The 21,562-nt window shown below is 51.0% G+C and carries 22 protein-coding genes; 16 read left to right on the top strand and 6 right to left on the bottom strand.

The window, feature by feature from the left end; translation table 11 throughout:
- Positions 1-34 precede the first annotated feature (34 nt).
- The 9 genes from C2U41_RS17580 to C2U41_RS17540 all read left to right on the top strand — a co-directional run bounded on the left by C2U41_RS17580 (position 35) and on the right by C2U41_RS17540 (position 5,655).
- Positions 35-868, top strand: a complete 834-nt coding sequence (locus C2U41_RS17580) for a DUF932 domain-containing protein (protein WP_103849254.1) — start codon at positions 35-37, stop codon at positions 866-868.
- A 23-nt stretch (positions 869-891) separates the two neighbouring features.
- Positions 892-1,122 (top strand): DUF905 domain-containing protein, encoded by a 231-nt coding sequence (locus tag C2U41_RS17575; RefSeq protein WP_103849255.1) that lies wholly within the window; start codon positions 892-894, stop codon positions 1,120-1,122.
- A gap of 79 nt (positions 1,123-1,201) precedes the next feature.
- Positions 1,202-1,645, top strand: a complete 444-nt coding sequence (locus C2U41_RS17570; protein WP_049238643.1) for an antirestriction protein — start codon at positions 1,202-1,204, stop codon at positions 1,643-1,645.
- Between the two features lie 11 nt (positions 1,646-1,656).
- Entirely contained in the window at positions 1,657-2,136 is a 480-nt protein-coding gene (radC, locus tag C2U41_RS17565; protein WP_049238640.1) for a RadC family protein, read from the top strand.
- Between the two features lie 13 nt (positions 2,137-2,149).
- The gene (locus tag C2U41_RS17560; RefSeq protein ID WP_049238638.1) at positions 2,150-2,371 is read left to right on the top strand and encodes a DUF987 domain-containing protein; all 222 of its coding nucleotides are present in this window, start codon (positions 2,150-2,152) and stop codon (positions 2,369-2,371) included.
- A gap of 24 nt (positions 2,372-2,395) precedes the next feature.
- Positions 2,396-2,755: a type IV toxin-antitoxin system YeeU family antitoxin gene (locus C2U41_RS17555; protein ID WP_049238636.1), complete on the top strand. Its 360-nt coding sequence runs from the start codon at positions 2,396-2,398 to the stop codon at positions 2,753-2,755.
- Positions 2,756-2,811: 56 nt separating this feature from the next.
- Positions 2,812-3,201 (top strand): TA system toxin CbtA family protein, encoded by a 390-nt coding sequence (locus C2U41_RS17550; protein ID WP_049238634.1) that lies wholly within the window; start codon positions 2,812-2,814, stop codon positions 3,199-3,201.
- Positions 3,202-3,287: 86 nt separating this feature from the next.
- Positions 3,288-4,127, top strand: a complete 840-nt coding sequence (locus tag C2U41_RS17545) for a DUF4942 domain-containing protein (RefSeq protein ID WP_049238632.1) — start codon at positions 3,288-3,290, stop codon at positions 4,125-4,127.
- Between the two features lie 337 nt (positions 4,128-4,464).
- Positions 4,465-5,655, top strand: a complete 1,191-nt coding sequence (locus tag C2U41_RS17540; protein WP_048998164.1) for a tyrosine-type recombinase/integrase — start codon at positions 4,465-4,467, stop codon at positions 5,653-5,655.
- Positions 5,656-5,681: 26 nt separating this feature from the next.
- Here C2U41_RS17540 and C2U41_RS17535 read toward each other — a convergent pair.
- From C2U41_RS17535 to silR, 4 genes are all read right to left on the bottom strand, one after another.
- Positions 5,682-6,802, bottom strand: a protein-coding gene (locus C2U41_RS17535) for an IS3-like element ISSen4 family transposase (protein ID WP_085950818.1) whose coding sequence is annotated in 2 segments (ribosomal slippage) — positions 5,682-6,544 and positions 6,544-6,802 — 1,122 coding nt in all. Because the reading frame shifts where the segments join, the coding sequence is not laid out codon by codon here.
- A gap of 537 nt (positions 6,803-7,339) precedes the next feature.
- Complete coding sequence (silE, locus tag C2U41_RS17530) at positions 7,340-7,771, bottom strand: silver-binding protein SilE (RefSeq protein WP_000790483.1); 432 nt, start codon at positions 7,769-7,771, stop codon at positions 7,340-7,342.
- Between the two features lie 250 nt (positions 7,772-8,021).
- Entirely contained in the window at positions 8,022-9,497 is a 1,476-nt protein-coding gene (silS, locus tag C2U41_RS17525) for a copper/silver sensor histidine kinase SilS (RefSeq protein WP_032433718.1), read from the bottom strand.
- The gene (gene silR / locus C2U41_RS17520) at positions 9,490-10,170 is read right to left on the bottom strand and encodes a copper/silver response regulator transcription factor SilR (RefSeq protein WP_038633715.1); all 681 of its coding nucleotides are present in this window, start codon (positions 10,168-10,170) and stop codon (positions 9,490-9,492) included. The genes silS and silR overlap by 8 nt, the downstream gene beginning before the upstream one ends.
- 189 nt (positions 10,171-10,359) lie before the next feature.
- On the opposite strand from silR, the gene silC reads away from it, so the two are divergent.
- From silC to C2U41_RS17480, 7 genes are all read left to right on the top strand, one after another.
- Positions 10,360-11,745, top strand: coding sequence for a Cu(+)/Ag(+) efflux RND transporter outer membrane channel SilC (silC, locus tag C2U41_RS17510; RefSeq protein ID WP_038633711.1), 1,386 nt, complete (start codon positions 10,360-10,362; stop codon positions 11,743-11,745).
- A gap of 28 nt (positions 11,746-11,773) precedes the next feature.
- Entirely contained in the window at positions 11,774-12,127 is a 354-nt protein-coding gene (gene cusF / locus C2U41_RS17505; RefSeq protein ID WP_043016711.1) for a cation efflux system protein CusF, read from the top strand.
- 113 nt (positions 12,128-12,240) lie between these two features.
- Positions 12,241-13,533, top strand: coding sequence for a Cu(+)/Ag(+) efflux RND transporter periplasmic adaptor subunit SilB (gene silB, locus C2U41_RS17500; RefSeq protein WP_000157620.1), 1,293 nt, complete (start codon positions 12,241-12,243; stop codon positions 13,531-13,533).
- Positions 13,534-13,543: 10 nt separating this feature from the next.
- On the top strand, positions 13,544-16,690 hold the full coding sequence (gene silA, locus C2U41_RS17495) for a Cu(+)/Ag(+) efflux RND transporter permease subunit SilA (protein ID WP_103849176.1): 3,147 nt from the start codon (positions 13,544-13,546) through the stop codon (positions 16,688-16,690).
- An 86-nt stretch (positions 16,691-16,776) separates the two neighbouring features.
- The gene (locus tag C2U41_RS17490) at positions 16,777-17,217 is read left to right on the top strand and encodes a DUF411 domain-containing protein (protein WP_000758228.1); all 441 of its coding nucleotides are present in this window, start codon (positions 16,777-16,779) and stop codon (positions 17,215-17,217) included.
- A gap of 126 nt (positions 17,218-17,343) precedes the next feature.
- Entirely contained in the window at positions 17,344-19,797 is a 2,454-nt protein-coding gene (silP, locus tag C2U41_RS17485; protein WP_038633697.1) for an Ag(+)-translocating P-type ATPase SilP, read from the top strand.
- A 40-nt stretch (positions 19,798-19,837) separates the two neighbouring features.
- Positions 19,838-20,035 carry a DUF2933 domain-containing protein gene (locus C2U41_RS17480; RefSeq protein ID WP_043016712.1) on the top strand — a complete coding sequence of 66 codons (198 nt, stop codon included), beginning with the start codon at positions 19,838-19,840 and terminating at the stop codon, positions 20,033-20,035.
- Between the two features lie 33 nt (positions 20,036-20,068).
- Here C2U41_RS17480 and C2U41_RS17475 read toward each other — a convergent pair whose 3' ends face one another.
- Both C2U41_RS17475 and C2U41_RS17470 read right to left on the bottom strand, forming a co-directional pair.
- On the bottom strand, positions 20,069-20,806 hold the full coding sequence (locus C2U41_RS17475; RefSeq protein WP_103849175.1) for a peptidoglycan DD-metalloendopeptidase family protein: 738 nt from the start codon (positions 20,804-20,806) through the stop codon (positions 20,069-20,071).
- Positions 20,807-21,094: 288 nt separating this feature from the next.
- Positions 21,095-21,544: a hypothetical protein gene (locus C2U41_RS17470; protein WP_004118342.1), complete on the bottom strand. Its 450-nt coding sequence runs from the start codon at positions 21,542-21,544 to the stop codon at positions 21,095-21,097.
- Between the last annotated feature and the right edge of the window lie 18 nt (positions 21,545-21,562).

Genomic DNA, 21,562 nt, shown 5'->3' with positions numbered 1-21,562 from the left:
CTCCGGATGAATATGATGATCTCATATCAGGAACTTGTTCGCACCTTCCCTAGCCAGTCGTTTTGGACGGGTAAATCAGGTACGGCGCGACCGCCCGTTAACCCGTGAAGAATTAATGCAATACGTCCCCAGTGTTTTTAGTGAGAATAAACACGAATCCCGCAGTGACCGATATACCTGGATACCGACCATCACTATTCTTGATAATCTGCAGCGGGAAGGTTTTGAGCCTTTCTTTGCCTGCCAGACCCGCGTACGTGACCAGGGCCGACGGGAGCACACCAAACATATGTTGCGCCTGCGTCGTACCGGGCAACTTACCGGACATCAGGTTCCCGAAATTATCCTCCTCAATTCACATGATGGCTCACCCAGCTATCAGATGTTGCCGGGATTGTTTCGTGGCGTCTGCACCAACGGGCTGGTCTGCGGGCAGTCATTCGGCGAAGTGCGGGTGCCACATAAAGGGGATGTGGTGGAGAAAGTTATTGAAGGGGCTTATGAGGTACTGGGGATATTTGACCGGGTTGAGGAGAAACGTGATGCCATGCAGTCGGCTCTGTTACCGCCACCAGCGCAGCAGGCGATGGCGAGGGCTGCTCTGCACTATCGTTTTGGTGAAGACCACCACCCCGTAACTACTGCTCAGATACTGACGCCACGTCGTTACGAAGACCGCAGTGATGACCTCTGGACGGTGTATCAGCGGGTGCAGGAGAACCTGATGAAGGGAGGACTCTCGGGGCGCACCGCACAAGGGCGAAGCAACCGTACCCGTGCTGTGAACGGTATCGACGGCGATGTGAAGCTTAACCGTGCGCTGTGGGTGATGGCAGAGAATATGCTCGAACTGCTGGGACAGGCATGACTTCGACGAGGAGAAACATACCCGTGAACACAGAAAGCCACCCACACCTTCCCTCCGGCCCGTTTACGCGTGAGCAGGCCTCAGGCATTGCAGCACAATATGACAATATCGCCATTGAAGACGACCAGGGGATGCATTTTCGTCTGGTTATCCGTTGTGAAGGTGTGATGGTCTGGCGGGCATGGAACTTTGAACCTGAAGCCGGAGTGATGCTGAATCGCTACATCGCACGTTATGGCATCCGCAGGTCCTGACCGGTCTTAACAGACTTTAGTCTCAGCCTTTCCCGCCAGCTCTGACCGGCTGGTTTTTTTATTTCCGGAGTTATTAATCATGAACAACGCATTAACGGATAACACCATTCCGACAGACACTCTTTGTGCCACACCTGTTAAAGATGAACAGCGCCTTCGTTTCTGGCCTCAGCATTTTGGCCGTATCCCGCAGTGGATAACCCTCGAACCCCACATTTTTGCCTGGATGGACCGGTTGTGTGCGGATTACAACGGTGGCGTCTGGGCCTTTTACACTCTCAGCAACGGTGGTGCTTTCATGGCTCCGGAAGAGAATGAAGGTCCCTGGTCGCTGTTTAATATCCTGAGTGGTAACGGCGCTGATATGAGTGCTGAAGCTGCCGGGATTGCATCCTGTCTGATGGCTTACAGCCACCATGCCTGCCGCACGGAGTGTGATGCCATGACGGAGCATTATTACCGTCTGCGGGATTACGCGCTGAACCATCCTGAACGCAACGCCATTATGTACATCATCGACTGAGGTCCTGCACCATGGAAAAACAGTTACCGTTGTTTGCGTATGAACTGACAGCCTCCGCACAACAGACCATCCGCGAGGCGCTGGCTCTGCTGGAGCGCCAGTTACGCGAGCCCGGCGCGTCATTTACCTCCAGCAGCTCAGTACGTGACTGGTTACGTCTTCAGCTGACAATGGAGGAAAGAGAGGCATTTGTTCTGCTGCTGCTGGATAACCAGCACCGGCTGATTACGCACGAAACGCTGTTCAAAGGCACCATCAGCCATACCGAAGTCCATCCACGGGAAGTGGTGAAGGCCTCCCTGAAATACAATGCAGCAGCGCTGATTGTTGCTCACTGTCATCCTTCAGGCCATGCCGAACCCAGCCAGTCTGACAGACGGGTGACAGAGCGTCTGAAGAACGCTCTGGACCTTGTGGATGTGCGTCTCCTGGACCACCTCGTCATCGGCGGAATGGATATCGTCTCGTTTGCTGAACGGGGCTGGTTATAAGGGAGGAGTATTAATGAAAATTATCAGTAAACGTCAGGCAATGGCGATATACCGCCAGTATCCACAGTCCCAGTTGTTCCGCTTCTGTACCGGCAAATACGCGTGGTCCGGCAGCATCTGCCACTATGCCGGTCGCGAGGTGGAAGATATCAGCGGTGTACTGGCCGTATTCGCAGAGCGCCGCCAGGACCGCAACGGCCCCTATGTCGTATTGCGCAGCGTTACGTTGAATTAATCCACGTTTAAGGAGAGCTACATTTTGTCGAAGAAAACCACGATAACAACGCATGATATCAGCGAACCCTGGTGGGGGCTCAGACGCAGTGTCTCCCCGTGTTTTGGGGCCCGTCTGGTCCAGGAGAGAAACTCCCTGCATTACCTGGCTGACCGTGCGAACTTTGATGGTCAGTTCTGCGATGCGGATTTGCGCTATCTTGACCAGGCCTTCCCGGTACTGATGAAACAGCTGGAGTTAATGCTCACCAGCGGTGAACTGAATCCCCGTCATCAGCACGGCGTCACACTGTATGCAAAAGGTCTGACCTGCGAGGCGGATACGCTCGGTTCGCACGGCTACGTTTATATCGCGATTTATCCCACTCCCGTCACCACGGCATAACACTTTAATACTTCGCCCTTCAACGCACATATCTTCCCACTAAAGAGATAACGTTTATGCAAACCAAATTATCCCCCCTCATGCGGGCGGCATCGTCACGCCCGTCTCCCGTGGGTGTCTGGCAGACCCTGCTGACCTGCCTGCTGGAACATCACTATGGTCTCACGCTTAACGATACGCCGTTCAGTGATGAACAGGTGATTCAGCAGCATATCGACGCAGGTATCTCGCTGTCCGATGCCCTGAATTTTATTGTAGAAAAGTATGAACTGGTCCGCACTGACCGGCCAGGCTTCAGCATCAGGGAGCAGTCTCCGTTTATCACACCCATTGATATCCTCCGGGCCAGAAAGGCTGCGGGGCTGATGAACCGTGGCACGTATAAAGAGGTGACGGCTATTACCAGAGGACAACATCCGCAGGCCAACGCTTCAGGCAAGCGATGATTCGGATAAAAAGAACCGCATCCCACAAGTACATAAACACCAGCCCTGAGCGGCTGGTGTTTTTCTGACTATAAAGGAGAGAAATAATGGCCGGAAATAATGTTAATGAACCCGAAGTGTTAACCGGGCACACTGATGTGATTTGCTCCACCAGCATTGAACGTATTGTTACAGGCCGTAATGCTGCGCTGACACGGATTCAAAGCCTTATCAGTGAACTTGATGATATCTCCATTCTGACCCACGATATCGGCGGTGGTACAGCACAAGAGTGGGGAATGCGGGATGGCCATCGCTACGATTGCTGGTTCACGGAAAAAACCGATAAAGCAATGAAAGCGATGACCCGCAATATTGATCGCCGCATCTGGCGCGATATGATGAATAAATCAGGCATGCTGACCCTGATGGATGCTCAGGCGCGTGACGAGTGGCACAAAAGCCTGGAGAAAAACGATATCCCCGCGATCTCTGAAAACAATATCCTTAGTACCTTTGAGCAACTGAATCACGACAAACAGGCCGTTTTTGAGCGTGGTGTTATCAACGTTTTTAAAGCGTTATCGTGGGATTATAAAACGAACTCACCCTGTAGGTTTGGAAAAAAGATCATCATGGATGGTCTGGTTTCTTACAACCGCTGGGGGTTTAGCTTCACACATGGCTATCGACGCGACCAGATTGTTGATCTGGAACGTATGCTGACACTACTTGATGGTAAGCTGCTTCCGGACAATCGGGCTGACATTGCCTGTCGGCTGAGTGACCATATCGGCCAGCAGCGGACTTCTGAAGTGTATGACGATGAGCTATTCAGGATTAATTATTTTCAGAAGGGGAGTGCGCACATTGCGTTCAAGCGTCCCGAGCTGATTGAGCGGCTCAACGATATTATTGCCAGACACTATCCGGGGATGCTAGCTTGATTATGTTGTGGTAGTTGGGTTCCCTGTTTGGCAACCAAACTATGTGCAGTTCTGTGAAAATCCAAGCAGAAGAATTACTGTATACGAATGTGTATAGCTATTGATGTAATGTAATAAAAATAATTTAATTACAGTGAGTTAAGTTCTTTGTTCGATTCCCTTCGCCCGCTCCAAACTCAAGTCTTCTGAAGTCTACCAAACTCAATTTTCCCTTGATAAATCAGCAGTTATAGCATTCTATTAGTCTATTGAACTCAATTGTACTCCCCCAGGGTCAAGCTCAATGTGGGGGTATGGATGGGGGTATAATTGTACCCCCTGCTGAGAGGTACCCCCAATGAAGCTGACAGCTCGTCAGGTTGAAACTGCAAAACCTAAAGATAAGCCCTACAAACTCGCTGATGGTGGTGGTCTTTACCTGCTGGTTAATCCCAACGGTAAAAGATACTGGCGTCTCAAATACCGTTCGCTAGGTAAAGAGAAGCTGCTCGCTATTGGCGTTTACCCCGATGTTTCTTTAGCTGAAGCCAGAAATAAGCGTGAGGATGCAAAAAGGACATTAGCGGCTGGCAACGATCCTTCTCTTGAACGGAAAATTGAGAAACTTAGTCGTCAACAAGATGCAGAAAACTCTTTTGAGGCTATCACGCGGGAGTGGTATCAGCGTCGCTATGACCGCTGGTCTGTCTCCTACCGCGAAGAAATGTTGAGAACCTTTGAAAAGGATGTGTTCCCTTATATCGGTCACCGGCCAATCAAAGATATCAAACCGATGGAGTTGCTTGCTGTTCTTTCAAAGATAGAAGTTCGAGGAGCAACTGAGAAGGTCCGTAAGGTTCGCCAGCGTTGTGGAGAGGTCTGGAAGTATGCCGTTGTGACTGGCAGGGCTGAGTACAATCCAGCTCCTGATCTAGCCAGCGCAGTAGCTCCCCATGAGAAAGAGCACTATGCTTTTTTGACCCAGGATGAATTGCCAGAGTTTCTTCAAACTCTGAACACCTACGCAGGTAGTGTACTTGTTAAAATAGCGATGCAATTACTTATTTTGACTGGAGTAAGGCCTGGGGAATTGAGGCAAGCGGAGTGGCAGGAGTTTGATTTTGAGCGGAAGGTTTGGAACGTGCCAGCAGAGCGCATGAAAATGCGCCGCCCTCATCTGGTTCCGTTATCAAGCCAGGTAATTGACTTGCTTAATCAGCTTAAACCCATGACGGGAGCGGGAACGTTGCTGTTCCCAGGACGTAATAATCCAAAGAAACCGATGAGTGATATGGCATTGACTGTGCTGGTCAGGCGTATCGGCTATGCCGGGCGTGTTACGGGGCATGGATTCCGCCACACGATGAGTACTATTTTGCATGAGCAGGGATTTAACTCAGCTTGGATCGAGCTACAACTGGCTCACGTCGATAAGAACTCAATTCGTGGAACGTATAACCATGCTCAGTATCTAGAGGGAAGGAGGGAGATGATGCAGTGGTATGGCAATCTAATCATTGATTTGAATTCAGCAGTACGGTCAGGCTGACCTGCCCCCACGATTAGATACAACACTCAGTTAGTAACGTCGGAATCTTCATTCTCAGAATGACCCTTTCTCCAGCCCGCTGCAAATTCAGACGGTGTCTGATAATTCAGCGTGGAGTGCGGGCGGCATTCGTTATAATCCTGCCGCCAGTCATTAATAATTTTCCTGGCATGAACGATATCGCTGAACCAGTGCTCATTCAAACATTCATCGCGAAATCGTCCGTTAAAGCTCTCAATAAATCCGTTCTGCGTTGGCTTGCCCGGCTGGATTAAGCGCAACTCAACACCATGCTCAAAGGCCCATTGATCCAGTGCACGGCAAGTGAACTCCGGCCCCTGGTCAGTTCTTATCGTCGCCGGATAGCCTCGAAACAGTGCAATGCTGTCCAGAATACGCGTGACCTGAACGCCTGAAATCCCAAAGGCAACAGTGACCGTCAGGCATTCCTTTGTGAAATCATCGACGCAGGTAAGACACTTGATCCTGCGACCGGTGGAAAGTGCGTCCATGACGAAATCCATCGACCAGGTCAGATTGGGCGCCGCCGGACGGAGCAGCGGCAGACGTTCTGTTGCCAGCCCTTTACGACGTCTTCTGCGTTTTACGCCCAGGCCACTGAGGTGATAAAGCCGGTACACGCGCTTATGATTAACATGAAGCCCTTCACGGCGCAGCAACTGCCAAATACGACGGTAGCCAAAACGCCTGCGCTCCAGTGCCAGCTCAGTGATGCGCCCTGATAAATGCGCATCAGCAGCCGGACGGTGAGCCTCATAGCGGCAGGTCGACAGGGATAAACCTGTAAGCCTGCAGGCACGACGTTGCGACAGACCGGTCGCATCACACATCAACATCACGGCTTCCCGCTTCTGGTCTGTCGTCAGTACTTTCGCCCAAGAGCCACCTGAAGCGCCTCTTTATCCAGCATGGCTTCGGCAAGCAGCTTCTTGAGTCTGGTGTTCTCTTCCTCAAGCGACTTCAGGCGCTTAACTTCAGGCACCTCCATACCGCCATACTTCTTACGCCAGGTGTAAAACGTGGCATCGGAAATGGCATGCTTGCGGCAGAGTTCACGGGCGGGTACCCCAGCTTCGGCTTCGCGGAGAATACTGATGATCTGTTCGTCGGAAAAACGCTTCTTCATGGGGATGTCCTCATGTGGCTTATGAAGACATTACTAACATCGGGGTGTACTAATCAACGGGGAGCAGGTCAATCACAGAAGGAAAGCAGACAGAGCTGCGCGGCAAAGCAACAAAGGGAGGATATACTGTATGGAAAATGAAATCTGGGCATCCTACCCCAATTTATGTGGCGGATTTAGACAAAGCTGTTAGGGAATGTCTAAAATAGCGAAGCCATAGCATAGAATTTTTAATGGCATTATGATCAGGACATAAAGGACTTCATGCAGGGAAAAAATATCCCAAAAGAAACTGGTCATGTCAGCACACCAAAGGATCCTCGCCGGATCCTTTGGTTTTTCTCAGCCACAATCGCTTAACGTGAGTTTTCGTTCCACTGAGCGTCAGACCCCTATAATAATTCCTTTCAGACAGGTACCGGTTAAGTGTAGCTGAGTCAGACAAAAAAGCCCCCTGACGGGGGGCAAAAATGTAGCAACGTTGTTTCAGGAAAATCTATCAGGGAAAAGGTAACAGCACGGATACTACCGTCGCATTCAGCCTGCATTGATCATGCGGCGGTGCGCTTCGGCCATGGCCTGATGTGGGCCGGATTGCCCGTTATTCATGAATTCATGGGCAACCGCTGCTCTTTCATGCTCATTCATCGCCGCGTAAGACGTTGACGGGACGGTCGTGGATACCGTGTTATTTCCCATCATCTTCTGATGACTTTCCACCATTTTCTGGTGCGCATCCGCCGAGCCGTTCGTCATGGTTTCATGAGCAATAATGGCCTGTTCATGCTGGTCCATACCGGTCATACGAGGAGCAGTCCCCTGGATCCCGACAGGAGCCGCAGCAGACTGCATCTGGTGAGCAGGAGCCTGTGCATTGTTGACGCGATCATGGATATTCACGGTTTCAGTGGCCCAGGCCGATGAAATTAAACCAAAGCCCAGCAAAGATGCTAATACGATATTTTTCATGATAACTCTCCATTTCTGAATTAGTGATGTCCGGGGAAGTACAACCGGTGTTTTCAGTTCCATAACTGAAACAAGTTCGGCAGCGTTTATTTCTCCGGAAGAGGGCTGGATATTCATTTCCTGGCGTACTCTGACGCCGGGTATTGATGAAGCAATCCAGCCTTCCTGATAAGTTGCACTAATTATATCGAATGGCTTCTGTTTGCTGCATGACAGGCTAATGACATCTTTGTCATTTACATCTTTATTTTCAGCATTGGGTTTCCGGGATCATTTTCTCCAGTCTGGGCACGGATAAGATAAAACGCGTGGAGCGTACGTCTGATTCCACCTGCACTCTTCCGTGATGTGCTTCCACGATTGACTTCACAATCGCAAGGCCGATGCCGCTGCCTTCTCCTTTTCGTTGTCTGGATGGATCCACCCGATAAAAACGGTCAAACAGCCTTGATAAATGTTCTTCAGGGATCGGTTTCCCTGGATTTTCAATCACAAGGTCAAAAAAGCTCTCCTGCTTTCTTATTGAGACGGTGATGGCCTGTCCCTCCGGGGTATAACGCAGGGCATTGGATAACAGATTATTGATCGCTCTTCTGAACATTTGTGGATCTCCCTCAACCAGGCAGGGCATCCCGTTAAATTTGAGCGTGATATTGCGTTCTTCGGCCCAGGCTTCGAAAAACTCGAAGACTTTCATGACTTCTGCTCTGAGGTCAAAACGGACCCTGTCAGGTATAAGCTGGTTATTGTCCGCCTGTGCCAGAAACAGCATGTCGCTGACCATTTTGGTCATCCGGTTATACTCTTCAAGACTGGAGTAGAGGACATCCTCAAGTTCCTTCTGGGTTCGATCCTGACTCAGTGCGATTTCAGTCTGCGTCACCAGATTGGTGATGGGCGTTCTGATCTCATGCGCGATATCGGCAGAGAAATTGGCCTGGCGGGTAAAGACGTCCTCAATCTTTCCAATCATATGATTGAACGAGATAACCAGTTGCTCCAGCTCAATGGGAACGCGTGTCGGTTCCAGCCGCGCATCAAGATTCTCGGAGGTGATGTTTTTAATGGCATTGCTGACATTACGAAGGGGCAGGTGCCCCTGACGGACAGCGATGCGAATGATCAGAACAATCAGCAGGCTTATCACGACGGCGATCGCAATCAGATTTTTTTTCAGCGCATCGAGGTAATGGAGATGGAAATTAATGGAGAGGCCAGTCAGCATGACATAATTCTGCTGTTTGCCCTGAAATATCGCCTGGCCAGAGGAGGCGATAATCCGGTATGTTTCCATCTTCATTTCAGACCCGGTATCCATCGGTCTCGCAGGATCCTCCACCGTCCAGAGAAAGACATCCCGTGCGCGGCTGTGCTCGCTAAAATCTGCGGAATTCACGGCCGGGTGTAGTGCCGCCCCCTGCGCTGAACTAAAGAGCACTTCCCCCCTGGGATTGAGGAGCAAAAGGGCAACGTTGCGGTAGCTGGCAATCGACTCCTTTATTTTGCTTACTTTTTTTTCATCCGGATCCACCGGGGACTGCAGTATACGGTTCAGGGTAGTGCTGATTTGTTGAAGATCGCTGACATCCTGCTCGGCAAAATGATTTTCAACAGAATGCAGCATAAACCAGGTGAAGGCGATAAAAGCCAGTATCGTGGACAGGCTGATAAAAAAGGTCAGCCGCAGGGCGAGTGAGAAAGGGCGCCTGGAAGGTTTGCTATGCATCCGGGGCCTCCAGCATATAGCCCACGCCCCGGACAGTCTGGATCAGCTTTGTCCCGTAATCGTTGTCTATTTTAGCGCGGAGTCGCTTTACGGCGACATCAATCGCGTTAGTGTCGCTGTCAAAATTCATGTCCCAGACCTGAGAGGCAATCAGGGAACGGGGAAGAACCTCGCCCTGATGGCGAATGAAAAATTCCAGCAGGCTGAACTCTTTACTGGTGAGCACAATGCGGTTTCCGGCGCGACTGACTTTTCTGGATACGAGATCCATCGAGAGATCAGCCACCCTAAACTGGCTTTCCGTGATCATCGCGTTTCCCCGCCTCAGAAGGGTTCTCACCCGGGCCAGCAGTTCGGCAAACGCAAAGGGTTTAACCAGATAATCGTCCGCACCCAGTTCCAGTCCTTTGACCCTGTGTTCGATCGTGCCGAGGGCCGTCAGTAGTAAGACCGGCATACCCTTTCCGGCAGTGCGCAGCATGCGGATGATATCCCAGCCGTTCACATCAGGCAGCATGATGTCCAGAATGACTAAATCATACTCGGCTGTCATGGCGAGATGATATCCGGTAAGACCATTATCAGCGTGATCCACTACGAACCCTGCCTCTGTAAGCCCTTTGCTGAGATATTCACCTGTTTTAATTTCGTCTTCGACGATCAATATTTTCATCTTGCTCCCCGTCTGGCTGCTAATGTCATTCTATTGCGCACACGATCGTAATCAACGAATTACCGTAAAAATGACAACATTGTCATTATTCTGTCACCCGACAAACAGAGTGCATTCTGTAAAGTAACCCTGGTAATACTCTGAACTTCATTTGAACCATTTACCAGGTCTGCCTGGACGAGAAGCAATATGTTCAAATTAAAACTACTCAGCATCAGCACAATCTTCATTCTGGCTGGTTGTGTCTCTCTGGCGCCTGAATATCAGCGTCCGGCAGCACCGGTACCCCAGCAGTTTTCACTGTCCCGTAACAGCCTGACGCCAGCGGTGAATGGCTATCAGGATACGGGCTGGCGTAACTTTTTTGTCGATCCCCAGGTCACCCGGCTGATTACTGAAGCCCTGACTAATAACCGTGATTTGAGAATGGCTGCACTGAAGGTTGAAGAGGCCCGGGCCCAGTTCAACGTCACGGATGCAGATCGTTATCCCCAGCTGAATGCCTCATCCGGGATCACATACAGCGGTGGTCTGAAAGGTGACAAGCCGACCACACAGGAGTACGACGCAGGTCTGGAGTTCAGTTATGAGCTCGATTTTTTCGGCAAACTTAAGAACATGAGTGATGCTGATCGCCAGAACTACTTTGCCAGCGAAGAAGCCCGTCGGGCCGTACACATCCTGCTGGTATCCAACGTTTCACAAAGCTATTTCAGCCAGCAACTGGCGTACGAACAACTTCGTATTGCGCGGGAAACGCTGAAAAATTATCAACAGTCCTATGCTTTCGTTGAGCAGCAGCTCGTGACCGGGAGTACGAACGTTCTGGCACTTGAACAGGCGCGAGGACAAATCGAAAGTACCCGCGCCGAAATAGCCAAACGAGAAGGCGATCTGGCTCAGGCAAACAATGCCCTGCAACTGGTGCTGGGAACGTACCGCGCACTTCCGTCAGAAAAAGGGATGAAAGGCGGGGAGATAGCCCCAGTAAAATTGCCACCAAATCTGTCTTCACAAATTTTGCTGCAGCGACCGGATATTATGGAAGCGGAATATCAGCTGAAAGCGGCTGATGCCAATATTGGCGCAGCGCGAGCGGCCTTTTTCCCCTCAATTACCCTGACCAGTGGTCTTTCCGCAAGCAGTACGGAGCTGTCCAGCCTGTTTACGTCAGGAAGTGGAATGTGGAATTTTATCCCTAAAATTGAAATTCCTATATTTAATGCTGGCAGGAATAAAGCCAATCTGAAGCTGGCTGAAATTCGCCAGCAACAGTCGGTGGTTAATTACGAACAAAAAATTCAGTCAGCCTTTAAGGATGTTTCCGACACGCTTGCGCTGCGCGACAGCCTTAGCCAGCAACTTGAGTCACAGCAGCGTTATCTTGATTCACTTCAGATAACTCTCCAGCGTGCCAGAGGATTATATTCCAGTGGTGCTGTCAGTTACATTGAAGTGCTGGATGCAGAGCGTTCTCTCTTCGCTACGCAGCAAACCATTCTCGATCTTACCTATTCCCGGCAGGTTAACGAAATTAATCTGTTTACCGCACTGGGTGGCGGTTGGGTAGAGTAAATTTATTTCATTAATCAGGAAATTTAAAATGCGTAATTCACTTAAAGCCGTTTTATTTGGTGCCTTCTCTGTCATGTTTTCTGCCGGTCTTCATGCTGAAACACATCAGCATGGCGATATGAATACTGCCAGTGATGCTTCGGTACAGCAGGTTATCAAGGGCACCGGTATCGTTAAAGAAATTGATATAAATAGTAAAAAGATCACCATTTCGCACGAAGCAATCCCTGCGGTGGGCTGGCCTGCAATGACCATGCGCTTCACTTTTGTTAATGCAGACGACGCTATCAATGCCCTGAAAACCGGCAACCATGTCGATTTCTCGTTTATTCAGCAGGGTAATATTTCTTTACTTAAAAGCATTAACGTGACGCAGTCCTGATTGGCTGTCCGGAGCGATTACATCCTGTGCGCCTGTACATTCACATAGGTATATGTGTGAGTTAACCGTCAGGTGCATATGCCAGGTGTTTTGATTTTTTAGCGGAAAATTGTATGGCTTCTTTAAAGATAAAATATGCTGCAATAATTATCAGCAGCCTCATAGCAGGGGGGCTGATATCGGTTACTGCCTGGCAGTATGTAAACTCAGCACAAAAGACAGAAAAAACAGAACAAAAGGCACCGGAACGAAAGGTGCTTTTCTGGTATGACCCAATGAAACCGGATACCAAATTTGATAAACCCGGAAAATCGCCCTTTATGGATATGGACCTGGTGCCAAAATATGCTGATGACAGTGGCGATAAAAGCAGTGGCGGGATCCGTATCGACCCAACCCAGGTTCAGAATCTGGGATTAAAAACGCAAAAAGTCACGCGAGGAATGCTGAATTATTCTCAGACAATCCCGGCTAATGTCAGCTATAACGAGTATCAGTTTGTTATTGTGCAGGCGCGTTCTGACGGGTTTGTCGAAAAAGTCTACCCCATGACGATTGGCGATCATGTGAAGAAGGGGACGCCACTTATCGATATTACCATTCCGGACTGGGTGGAAGCACAGAGTGAATTCCTTCTGTTATCCAGCACCGGTGGTACTTCCACGCAAATTAAAGGCGTTCTGGAACGGCTTCGCCTGGCAGGTATGCCGGAAGAGGATATTCAGAGACTGCGTTCTACCCGGAGCATTCAGACCCGTTTTACCATTAAAGCACCTATTGATGGTGTCATTACTGCATTTGACCTGCGCACCGGCATGAATATTTCGAAAGATAAGGTGGTGGCTCAGATTCAGGGAATGGACCCGGTCTGGATCAGCGCTGCAGTGCCAGAATCTATCGCCTATCTGCTGAAAGATACGTCGCAGTTTGAAATTTCGGTACCGGCTTATCCGGATAAAACATTCCATGTCGAAAAATGGAATATTCTTCCCAGCGTGGATCAGACAACCCGTACGCTTCAGGTCCGTCTCCAGGTTTCTAATAAGGATGAGTTTCTCAAGCCGGGCATGAATGCCTATCTGAAACTGAATACCAGAAGCCAGGAGATGCTGCTGATACCAAGCCAGGCCGTTATCGATACCGGCAAAGAACAGCGCGTGATTACTGTTGATGATGAAGGCAAGTTTGTGCCGAAACAGATCCACGTTCTGCATGAGTCACAGCAACAGTCCGGCATCGGCTCCGGCCTGAATGAAGGCGATACCGTGGTGGTCAGTGGCCTGTTCCTCATTGACTCTGAAGCCAATATTACGGGCGCACTGGAACGTATGCGCCACCCTGAAAAAACAGAAAGCAGTATGCCAGCAATGTCTGACCAGCCTGTAAATATGCATTCAGGGCACTGAGGAGACGACGATGATTGAATGGATTATCCGGCGCTCTGTCGCCAACCGTTTCCTGGTCATGATGGGGGCCCTGTTTCTCAGCATCTGGGGCACATGGACGATTATTAACACGCCTGTCGATGCCTTGCCTGACCTGTCAGATGTGCAGGTCATTATCAAAACCAGCTATCCCGGCCAGGCCCCGCAGATTGTAGAAAACCAGGTCACCTATCCACTTACCACCACCATGCTGTCCGTGCCTGGCGCAAAAAACGTGCGTGGTTTTTCACAGTTCGGTGATTCGTATGTGTATGTCATTTTTGAAGACGGCACCGATCTGTACTGGGCCCGTTCCCGCGTGCTGGAGTACCTGAACCAGGTACAGGGAAAACTGCCCGCCGGTGTGAGTTCTGAAATCGGTCCGGACGCCACGGGGGTGGGCTGGATATTTGAATATGCCCTTGTCGATCGCAGCGGAAAACACGACCTTTCAGAACTGCGTTCTCTGCAGGACTGGTTCCTGAAATTTGAGCTGAAAACCATCCCGAACGTGGCTGAGGTCGCTTCGGTTGGCGGCGTGGTGAAACAGTACCAGATTCAGGTCAATCCGGTAAAACTGTCTCAGTATGGTATCAGCCTGCCCGAAGTGAAACAGGCCCTTGAATCGTCTAACCAGGAGGCCGGTGGCTCATCCGTTGAAATGGCCGAAGCTGAGTATATGGTCCGTGCCAGCGGTTATCTTCAGAGCATTGATGATTTTAATAACATCGTCCTGAAAACAGGCGAGAACGGCGTGCCGGTTTATCTGCGGGATGTTGCCCGCGTGCAGACCGGGCCTGAAATGCGGCGTGGTATTGCCGAGCTGAACGGCCAGGGCGAAGTCGCTGGCGGCGTGGTGATCCTGCGGTCGGGTAAAAATGCACGCGACGTTATCACGGCAGTGAGGGATAAACTTGAGACGCTGAAGGCCAGCCTGCCGGAAGGCGTTGAAATCGTGACCACCTACGATCGCAGCCAGCTCATCGACCGGGCGATTGATAACCTCAGTTCCAAACTTCTGGAAGAGTTTATCGTGGTGGCCATCGTCTGTGCCCTGTTCCTGTGGCACGTACGTTCTGCCCTGGTGGCGATTATCTCTCTGCCGCTTGGTCTGTGTATCGCCTTTATCGTCATGCACTTCCAGGGACTGAACGCCAATATCATGTCGCTGGGAGGGATAGCGATTGCCGTCGGTGCGATGGTGGATGCCGCCATTGTGATGATTGAGAATGCGCATAAGCGGCTTGAGGAGTGGGATCATCAGCATCCTGGTGAGCAGATTGACAACGCCACCCGCTGGAAGGTGATTACCGATGCCTCCGTTGAAGTGGGACCCGCACTGTTTATCAGCCTGCTGATCATCACCCTGTCCTTTATTCCTATCTTTACCCTGGAAGGTCAGGAAGGACGTCTGTTTGGCCCGCTGGCATTCACGAAAACGTACTCCATGGCGGGCGCGGCCGCGCTGGCCATCATCGTCATTCCGATTCTGATGGGATTCTGGATCCGGGGGAAAATTCCTGCAGAGACCAGTAACCCCCTGAACCGGGTACTGATCAAAGCGTATCATCCATTGCTGTTGCGGGTTCTCCACTGGCCAAAAACAACCCTGCTGGTTGCGGCCTTGTCCATTTTCACCGTTATCTGGCCGCTGAGCCAGGTGGGCGGTGAGTTTCTGCCGAAGATTAACGAGGGCGACCTGTTGTATATGCCGTCGACCCTGCCGGGTGTCTCTCCGGCTGAAGCTGCAGCGCTCCTGCAGACGACGGACAAGTTAATCAAAAGCGTTCCTGAAGTGGCCTCTGTATTTGGCAAGACCGGTAAAGCAGAGACCGCCACGGATTCCGCACCGCTCGAAATGGTTGAAACCACGATCCAGCTCAAACCTGAGGATCAGTGGCGTCCAGGCATGACGATTGACAAGATTATTGAAGAACTCGACAGGACCGTCCGTTTACCGGGGCTGGCAAACCTCTGGGTGCCGCCAATCCGTAACCGTATTGATATGCTCTCAACCGGGATCAAAAGCCCGATAGGTATCAAGGTGTCCGGAACGGTTCTGTCCGATATCGATGCAACGGCGCAGAGTATCGAAGCGGTCGCCAAAACCGTACCCGGCGTAGTGTCTGCTCTCGCAGAGCGACTGGAAGGCGGGCGCTACATTGATGTGGATATCAACCGGGAAAAAGCCTCCCGCTACGGAATGACGGTGGGCGATGTGCAGCTGTTCATCTCATCAGCCATCGGTGGGGCTATGGTGGGTGAGACGGTTGAAGGCGTGGCCCGGTACCCGATTAATATCCGCTATCCGCAGGATTACCGGAACAGCCCGCAGGCCCTGAAACAGATGCCGATCCTGACCCCGATGAAGCAGCAGATCACGCTGGGCGATGTTGCGGATATTAAGGTCGTTTCCGGGCCGACTATGCTGAAAACGGAAAATGCCCGTCCAGCCAGCTGGATTTACATTGACGCGCGCGGCAGGGATATGGTGTCGGTGGTTAATGACATTAAAACGGCGATCAGTCAGAAAGTGAAACTGAGACCGGGTACCAGCGTGTCATTCTCCGGACAGTTTGAACTGCTTGAGCATGCCAACAAGAAACTGAAGCTGATGGTGCCGATGACGGTGATGATCATCTTCATCCTGTTGTATCTGGCATTCCGCCGGGTTGATGAAGCCCTGCTGATCCTGATGAGCCTGCCGTTCGCCCTGGTTGGCGGGATATGGTTCCTGTACTGGCAGGGCTTCCATATGTCTGTCGCAACCGGAACGGGGTTTATCGCTCTGGCCGGGGTGGCAGCAGAGTTTGGCGTGGTCATGCTGATGTATCTGCGTCATGCCATTGAAGCGCACCCGGAATTGTCCCGTAAAGAGACGTTCACACCGGAAGGCCTTGATGAAGCCCTCTATCATGGTGCCGTACTGCGTGTCCGGCCGAAAGCCATGACCGTGGCGGTGATCATTGCGGGTCTGCTGCCAATACTCTGGGGAACCGGTGCAGGTTCAGAAGTCATGAGCCGTATCGCGGCACCCATGATTGGTGGGATGATCACGGCTCCGCTGCTGTCCCTGTTCATTATTCCTGCCGCCTACAAATTAATCTGGCTGCGCAGACATAAAAAAAGCGTGTCCTGAACCTGAAAGGGCACCCCCTGTGGGTGTCCTTCTTTACTGATTCACCCTGACGTCAGGGTTTAAATCGATAATATACAGAGGTGAGTATGAAAAAAGTGGTTCTGATGGCGCTGGCTCTCGGCCTTTCACTGCCCGCGATGGCGAGTGAAAAAGTGATTGATATGTACAAATCTGAAAACTGTGGCTGTTGTTCCCTGTGGGGCAAGGCGATGGAAAAAGACGGGTTTGAAGTACGAACTCACGTCATGAATGATCAGGCGCTGTCAGCCCTGAAAGAAAAGCATGCTATTCCTGCAGGACTGCGAAGTTGTCATACCGCGGTTGCCGGTAATTTGATCATTGAAGGCCATGTGCCTGCGACAACGATACATAAGGCAATGCAGTCTGGTTCAGGTATATACGGTCTCGCCACCCCCGGTATGCCAGCAGGAAGTCCTGGAATGGAGATGGGAGCCCGAAAAGAGGCTTACGATGTTATCGCATTCTCACCGGATGGAAGTAAAAAAGTCTTCCAGCGAATCGAATAGTCAGCGGAACGGCTGATAACGGGACGCCGGCAGCAGGCACTCTTATGCCGGCGGCATTCGTGGTAATCGCATCCATGACATACCCTGAAGACAGAAGATGCTTCGGTATGCATAAGGAGAGTTACTGTGAAAAATGACAATGCAGTGCAACACAACAACCAGACTGCTTCTGAGCAGACATTATCCCCGGACGAGGGCCACGTATTGCATAAGGTGAGAGATCCCGTGTGCGGGATGGACATCCTGCCCGACAGGGCGCACAGCAGCATTCGATACCAGGACCATCAACTTTATTTCTGCTCCGCCAGCTGTGAGAGTAAATTTAAAGCCCATCCCGATCGTTATCTTACCGAAGATGCCAGTGAACATTCCCATCACCATCACCATCACCACGATCATCACGAAGTCAGCCCTGATCAGATAAAACAGCCTCACCACCAGGCGGAGAAAGAGAATTCTGAAGGTGTGTGGACATGTCCGATGCACCCGGAGATACGCCGCAGTGGTCCCGGAAGCTGTCCTGTCTGTGGAATGGCACTGGAGCCGCTCGTAGCTACGGCATCCACGGGGCCAAGTGATGAACTTCGCGACATGACAAGACGCTTCTGGCTGGGGTTGTTGCTGGCGTTTCCGGTTCTGGTACTCGAAATGGGATCTCATCTGTTTCCCGCCTTGAGGAATACAGTACCGCCACAGCACAACACATGGCTGCAGCTGCTTCTGGCCTCTCCTGTCGTGTTGTGGTGTGGCTGGCCATTCTTCGCCCGGGCCGGAATGTCGTTACGTAACCGCTCCCTGAATATGTTTACCCTTGTTGCAATGGGCACCGGCGTAGCCTGGGTGTACAGCGTCATTGCAACCGTCTTCCCCTCCTGGTTTCCTGCATCGTTCAGAAACATGGATGGCCTGGTGGCCGTTTATTTTGAAGCCGCAGCAGTTATTACGGTGCTTGTTCTGCTGGGACAGGTTCTTGAGCTGCGGGCACGGGAACAAACCTCAGGTGCCATTACTGCACTACTGAATCTTGCCCCCAAAACCGCCAGGCGGCTGGATCATGACGGTCATGAAACGGATATTAATGCGGAAGATGTTCTGCCTGGCGATAAGCTCCGCATCAGACCAGGAGAGAGTATTCCGGTCGACGGTATTGTGATCGAAGGCAAAACAACCGTTGATGAATCGATGGTGACCGGGGAATCTATGCCGGTTACCAAAACGGAGGGTGACCCTGTCATCGGGGGGACCATTAATCAGACAGGGAGTCTCATCATCCGTGCAGAGAAAGTCGGTGATGAAACAATGCTCTCACGAATTGTTCAGATGGTCGCTGATGCACAGCGTTCGCGTGCCCCCATCCAGAGAATGGCTGACAGCGTTTCAGGCTGGTTTGTTCCTCTGGTGATACTTATCGCGGTTGTTGCTTTCGTGATCTGGTCTGTCTGGGGGCCCGAGCCCAGGATGGCGCACGGTCTCATTGCGGCTGTGTCGGTCCTGATTATTGCCTGTCCCTGCGCGCTGGGGCTGGCCACGCCGATGTCGATAATGGTGGGGGTGGGCAAAGGAGCCCAGGCCGGGGTGTTAATCAGGAATGCCGAAGCCCTTGAGCGTCTTGAAAAAGTGGACACGCTGGTTGTCGACAAAACAGGCACGCTCACGGAAGGTTCGCCTACGGTGACAGGGATTATCAGTCTCAATCCGGGTGGGGAAACATCTCTTTTGCGTGTAACAGCCGCAGTGGAAAAAGGCTCGCAGCATCCGCTGGGTATGGCAGTAGTTAAAGCAGCACAGGAAAAGGGGATCGCAATACCCGCAGTCACTCATTTCGATGCACCGTCGGGTAAAGGTGTCTCAGGCGATGTCGAAGGTCAACGGGTTGTTATTGGTAATGAACTGGCTATGCAGGAAAACAGTATCGTTATTGATAATCAAAAGGCCGTTGCGGATACGTTGCGGATGGAAGGCGCTACCGTTATCTATGTGGCCACAGACGGGGACCTTGCAGGCCTGATAGCTATCTCGGATCCCGTGAAAACAACCACGCCGGATGCGCTTAAAGCTTTGCGTCAGGCGGGGATCCGCATTGTTATGCTCACCGGGGATAACCAGCTTACTGCTGAAGCAGTCGCACGGAAACTGGGAATAGATGAGGTTGAAGCCGGAATTCTGCCGGATGGCAAAAAAGCAGTGATAACCCGACTGAAAGAGTCTGGCCATGTGGTTGCGATGGCCGGAGACGGTGTGAATGATGCCCCGGCGCTGGCAGCGGCTGACGTGGGTATAGCCATGGGAACGGGTACAGATGTGGCAATTGAAAGTGCCGGAGTCACCCTTCTCAAAGGCGACTTGATGATACTGAACAGGGCCCGTCATCTGTCAGAGATCACCATGAAAAATATCCGTCAGAATCTGTTTTTTGCATTTATCTACAACGCACTTGGCGTGCCTGTGGCTGCAGGTCTGCTTTATCCTGTGTATGGAATACTGCTGTCGCCAGTTATTGCGGCGGCGGCCATGGCTCTTTCCTCCGTCAGCGTCATTGTGAATGCGTTGCGTCTGAAAAGTGTCAGGCTCGGGAAATAACACTGAGTGAAGGGTCAGTTACGAACAGAAGGAGTCCAGTATGAAAAGTACCACCTATGCGCTTATTGCTGTCGCCGCGACCGCGGCATTTGCCCTCCTGCGCGAACACTGGTCACATGTGGCAGGTTACTGGCCATATCTGTTATTGCTGGTCTGCCCGCTAATGCATCTTTTCCACGGCCACGGAGGGCATGGAGATCATCAACATCACGGAAGTGAAAACGATAAAAAAAATTAATCCGGCAGACGGGGCCGCGTCGCGGTCCCGTTATCAGTCCAGGTATCGTTCGTAGTCTCTGGCATGCGCAAAGGCATGCTGTTCGAGTTTGTTATCAGCGGGTGCCGCTGCCCGGAACGCCAGAGAGTTAACAGGGTTGTTATTGATGACCAGCTCGTAATGCAGATGAGGACCGGATGAACGTCCGCTGTTACCGGATAACGCAATAGCACCTCCCCGTGTAACCCTGGCCCCTTTAGTAACGAGTATTTTATTGAGGTGGAGATAGCGAGTTTTAACACCGGCTTTTCCCGTTACTTCAACAAAATATCCCATGGTACTGTTGTATTCGGCCCGGGTGATTTTTCCGTCGATGACGCTGACTATTTTCGTGTTCATGGGCATGGAATAATCAATGCCATTATGGGGACTCACTTTTCCCGATACCGGGTTAAGTCTTGCAGGATTGAAAGGCGAACTGAGTCTTGCTGTGGCCGGTAACGGATAATCGAGACTGACTTTCCCGGAAGTATCGGAAAGGTTATAGAACTTTTTATCTGATATACGATACGCCGTGTAATTAAATGAACCGGACGTAAATTTATAGGCCACGACACGTGATTTTCCCGCTTTCTTTTGCAGTACGAGTTTTAATGATTCATTTTTTTTCAAATGCCGCAGATTAAACCGGGAAGGCAAGGAGCGCTGAAGAGTAGCGATCTCGTTCGATTCCAGCCCCGAGCGGGTGGCTGAAAGGTAGGCATTTTCTTTTACGACATCGGTAGAATACATTTACTGGAATTCGCCGTTAGCATGAACACTGCGGCGTATGCTAGGGGTTTTCAGGAGGCGTGTCATCTGTCAGTTAATCGGGAGCACCGTTGATGGTCGTCATTTTTGTAACATATCTTGTTTCCCGTTTGCTCCTGAAGCTCTGGGAACTGTATGACCAGCCCGACGGTGATGATTAACGGGACTGAAACAGGTTACGGCAGAGCAATATGGGGCTCATGTCCTGCTACGTAACCCGTCAGTAAAGCCCTGCTGCGCACCTGACGCTAAGCACTAACCCGCCTGCAGTTACCTGGTCGAATACAGCCCGCGAAGCTTTCTTGCCTGCGTCTGATGTGCTTCCGCACCGGCATTATTGACCTGCTCATGCACGAGAGCGGCTTTTTCTCCGGCATTCAGTTCGTTAAAAGAAGAATACGAGGTCTTTGAATTTGCATCACTGCCGGACAGCATTTTTTTATGTTCCTCAATCATTTTCTGATGCGCATAGGACGCGCTGTTGTTCATAAATGAATGAGCAACAATGGCCCTTTCATGTTCATTCATTTCAGAGAATGAGGGCGTGTTGTTTTTATTAACCCTGTCCGGTAAGTTTTCATGCGTCGAGGAATTCACATGACTGACGGCTGAGGCATTATTAACAAATCGATGTGCTTCATGGGCAATATCACTGGACTGAGCAAAAGCTGCCCCACAAAATAAAGCTGTAAACGCAGTGGTCGTGATTAATATATTCATGTGTAATTACCTTCTGAG

The sequence above is a fragment of the Citrobacter freundii complex sp. CFNIH4 genome, assembly GCF_002934505.1.
GTDB classification, from domain to species: domain Bacteria; phylum Pseudomonadota; class Gammaproteobacteria; order Enterobacterales; family Enterobacteriaceae; genus Citrobacter; species Citrobacter freundii.
Note: the sequence above shows the minus strand (reverse complement) of the source record. Positions and strands in the feature narration are given on the sequence as shown.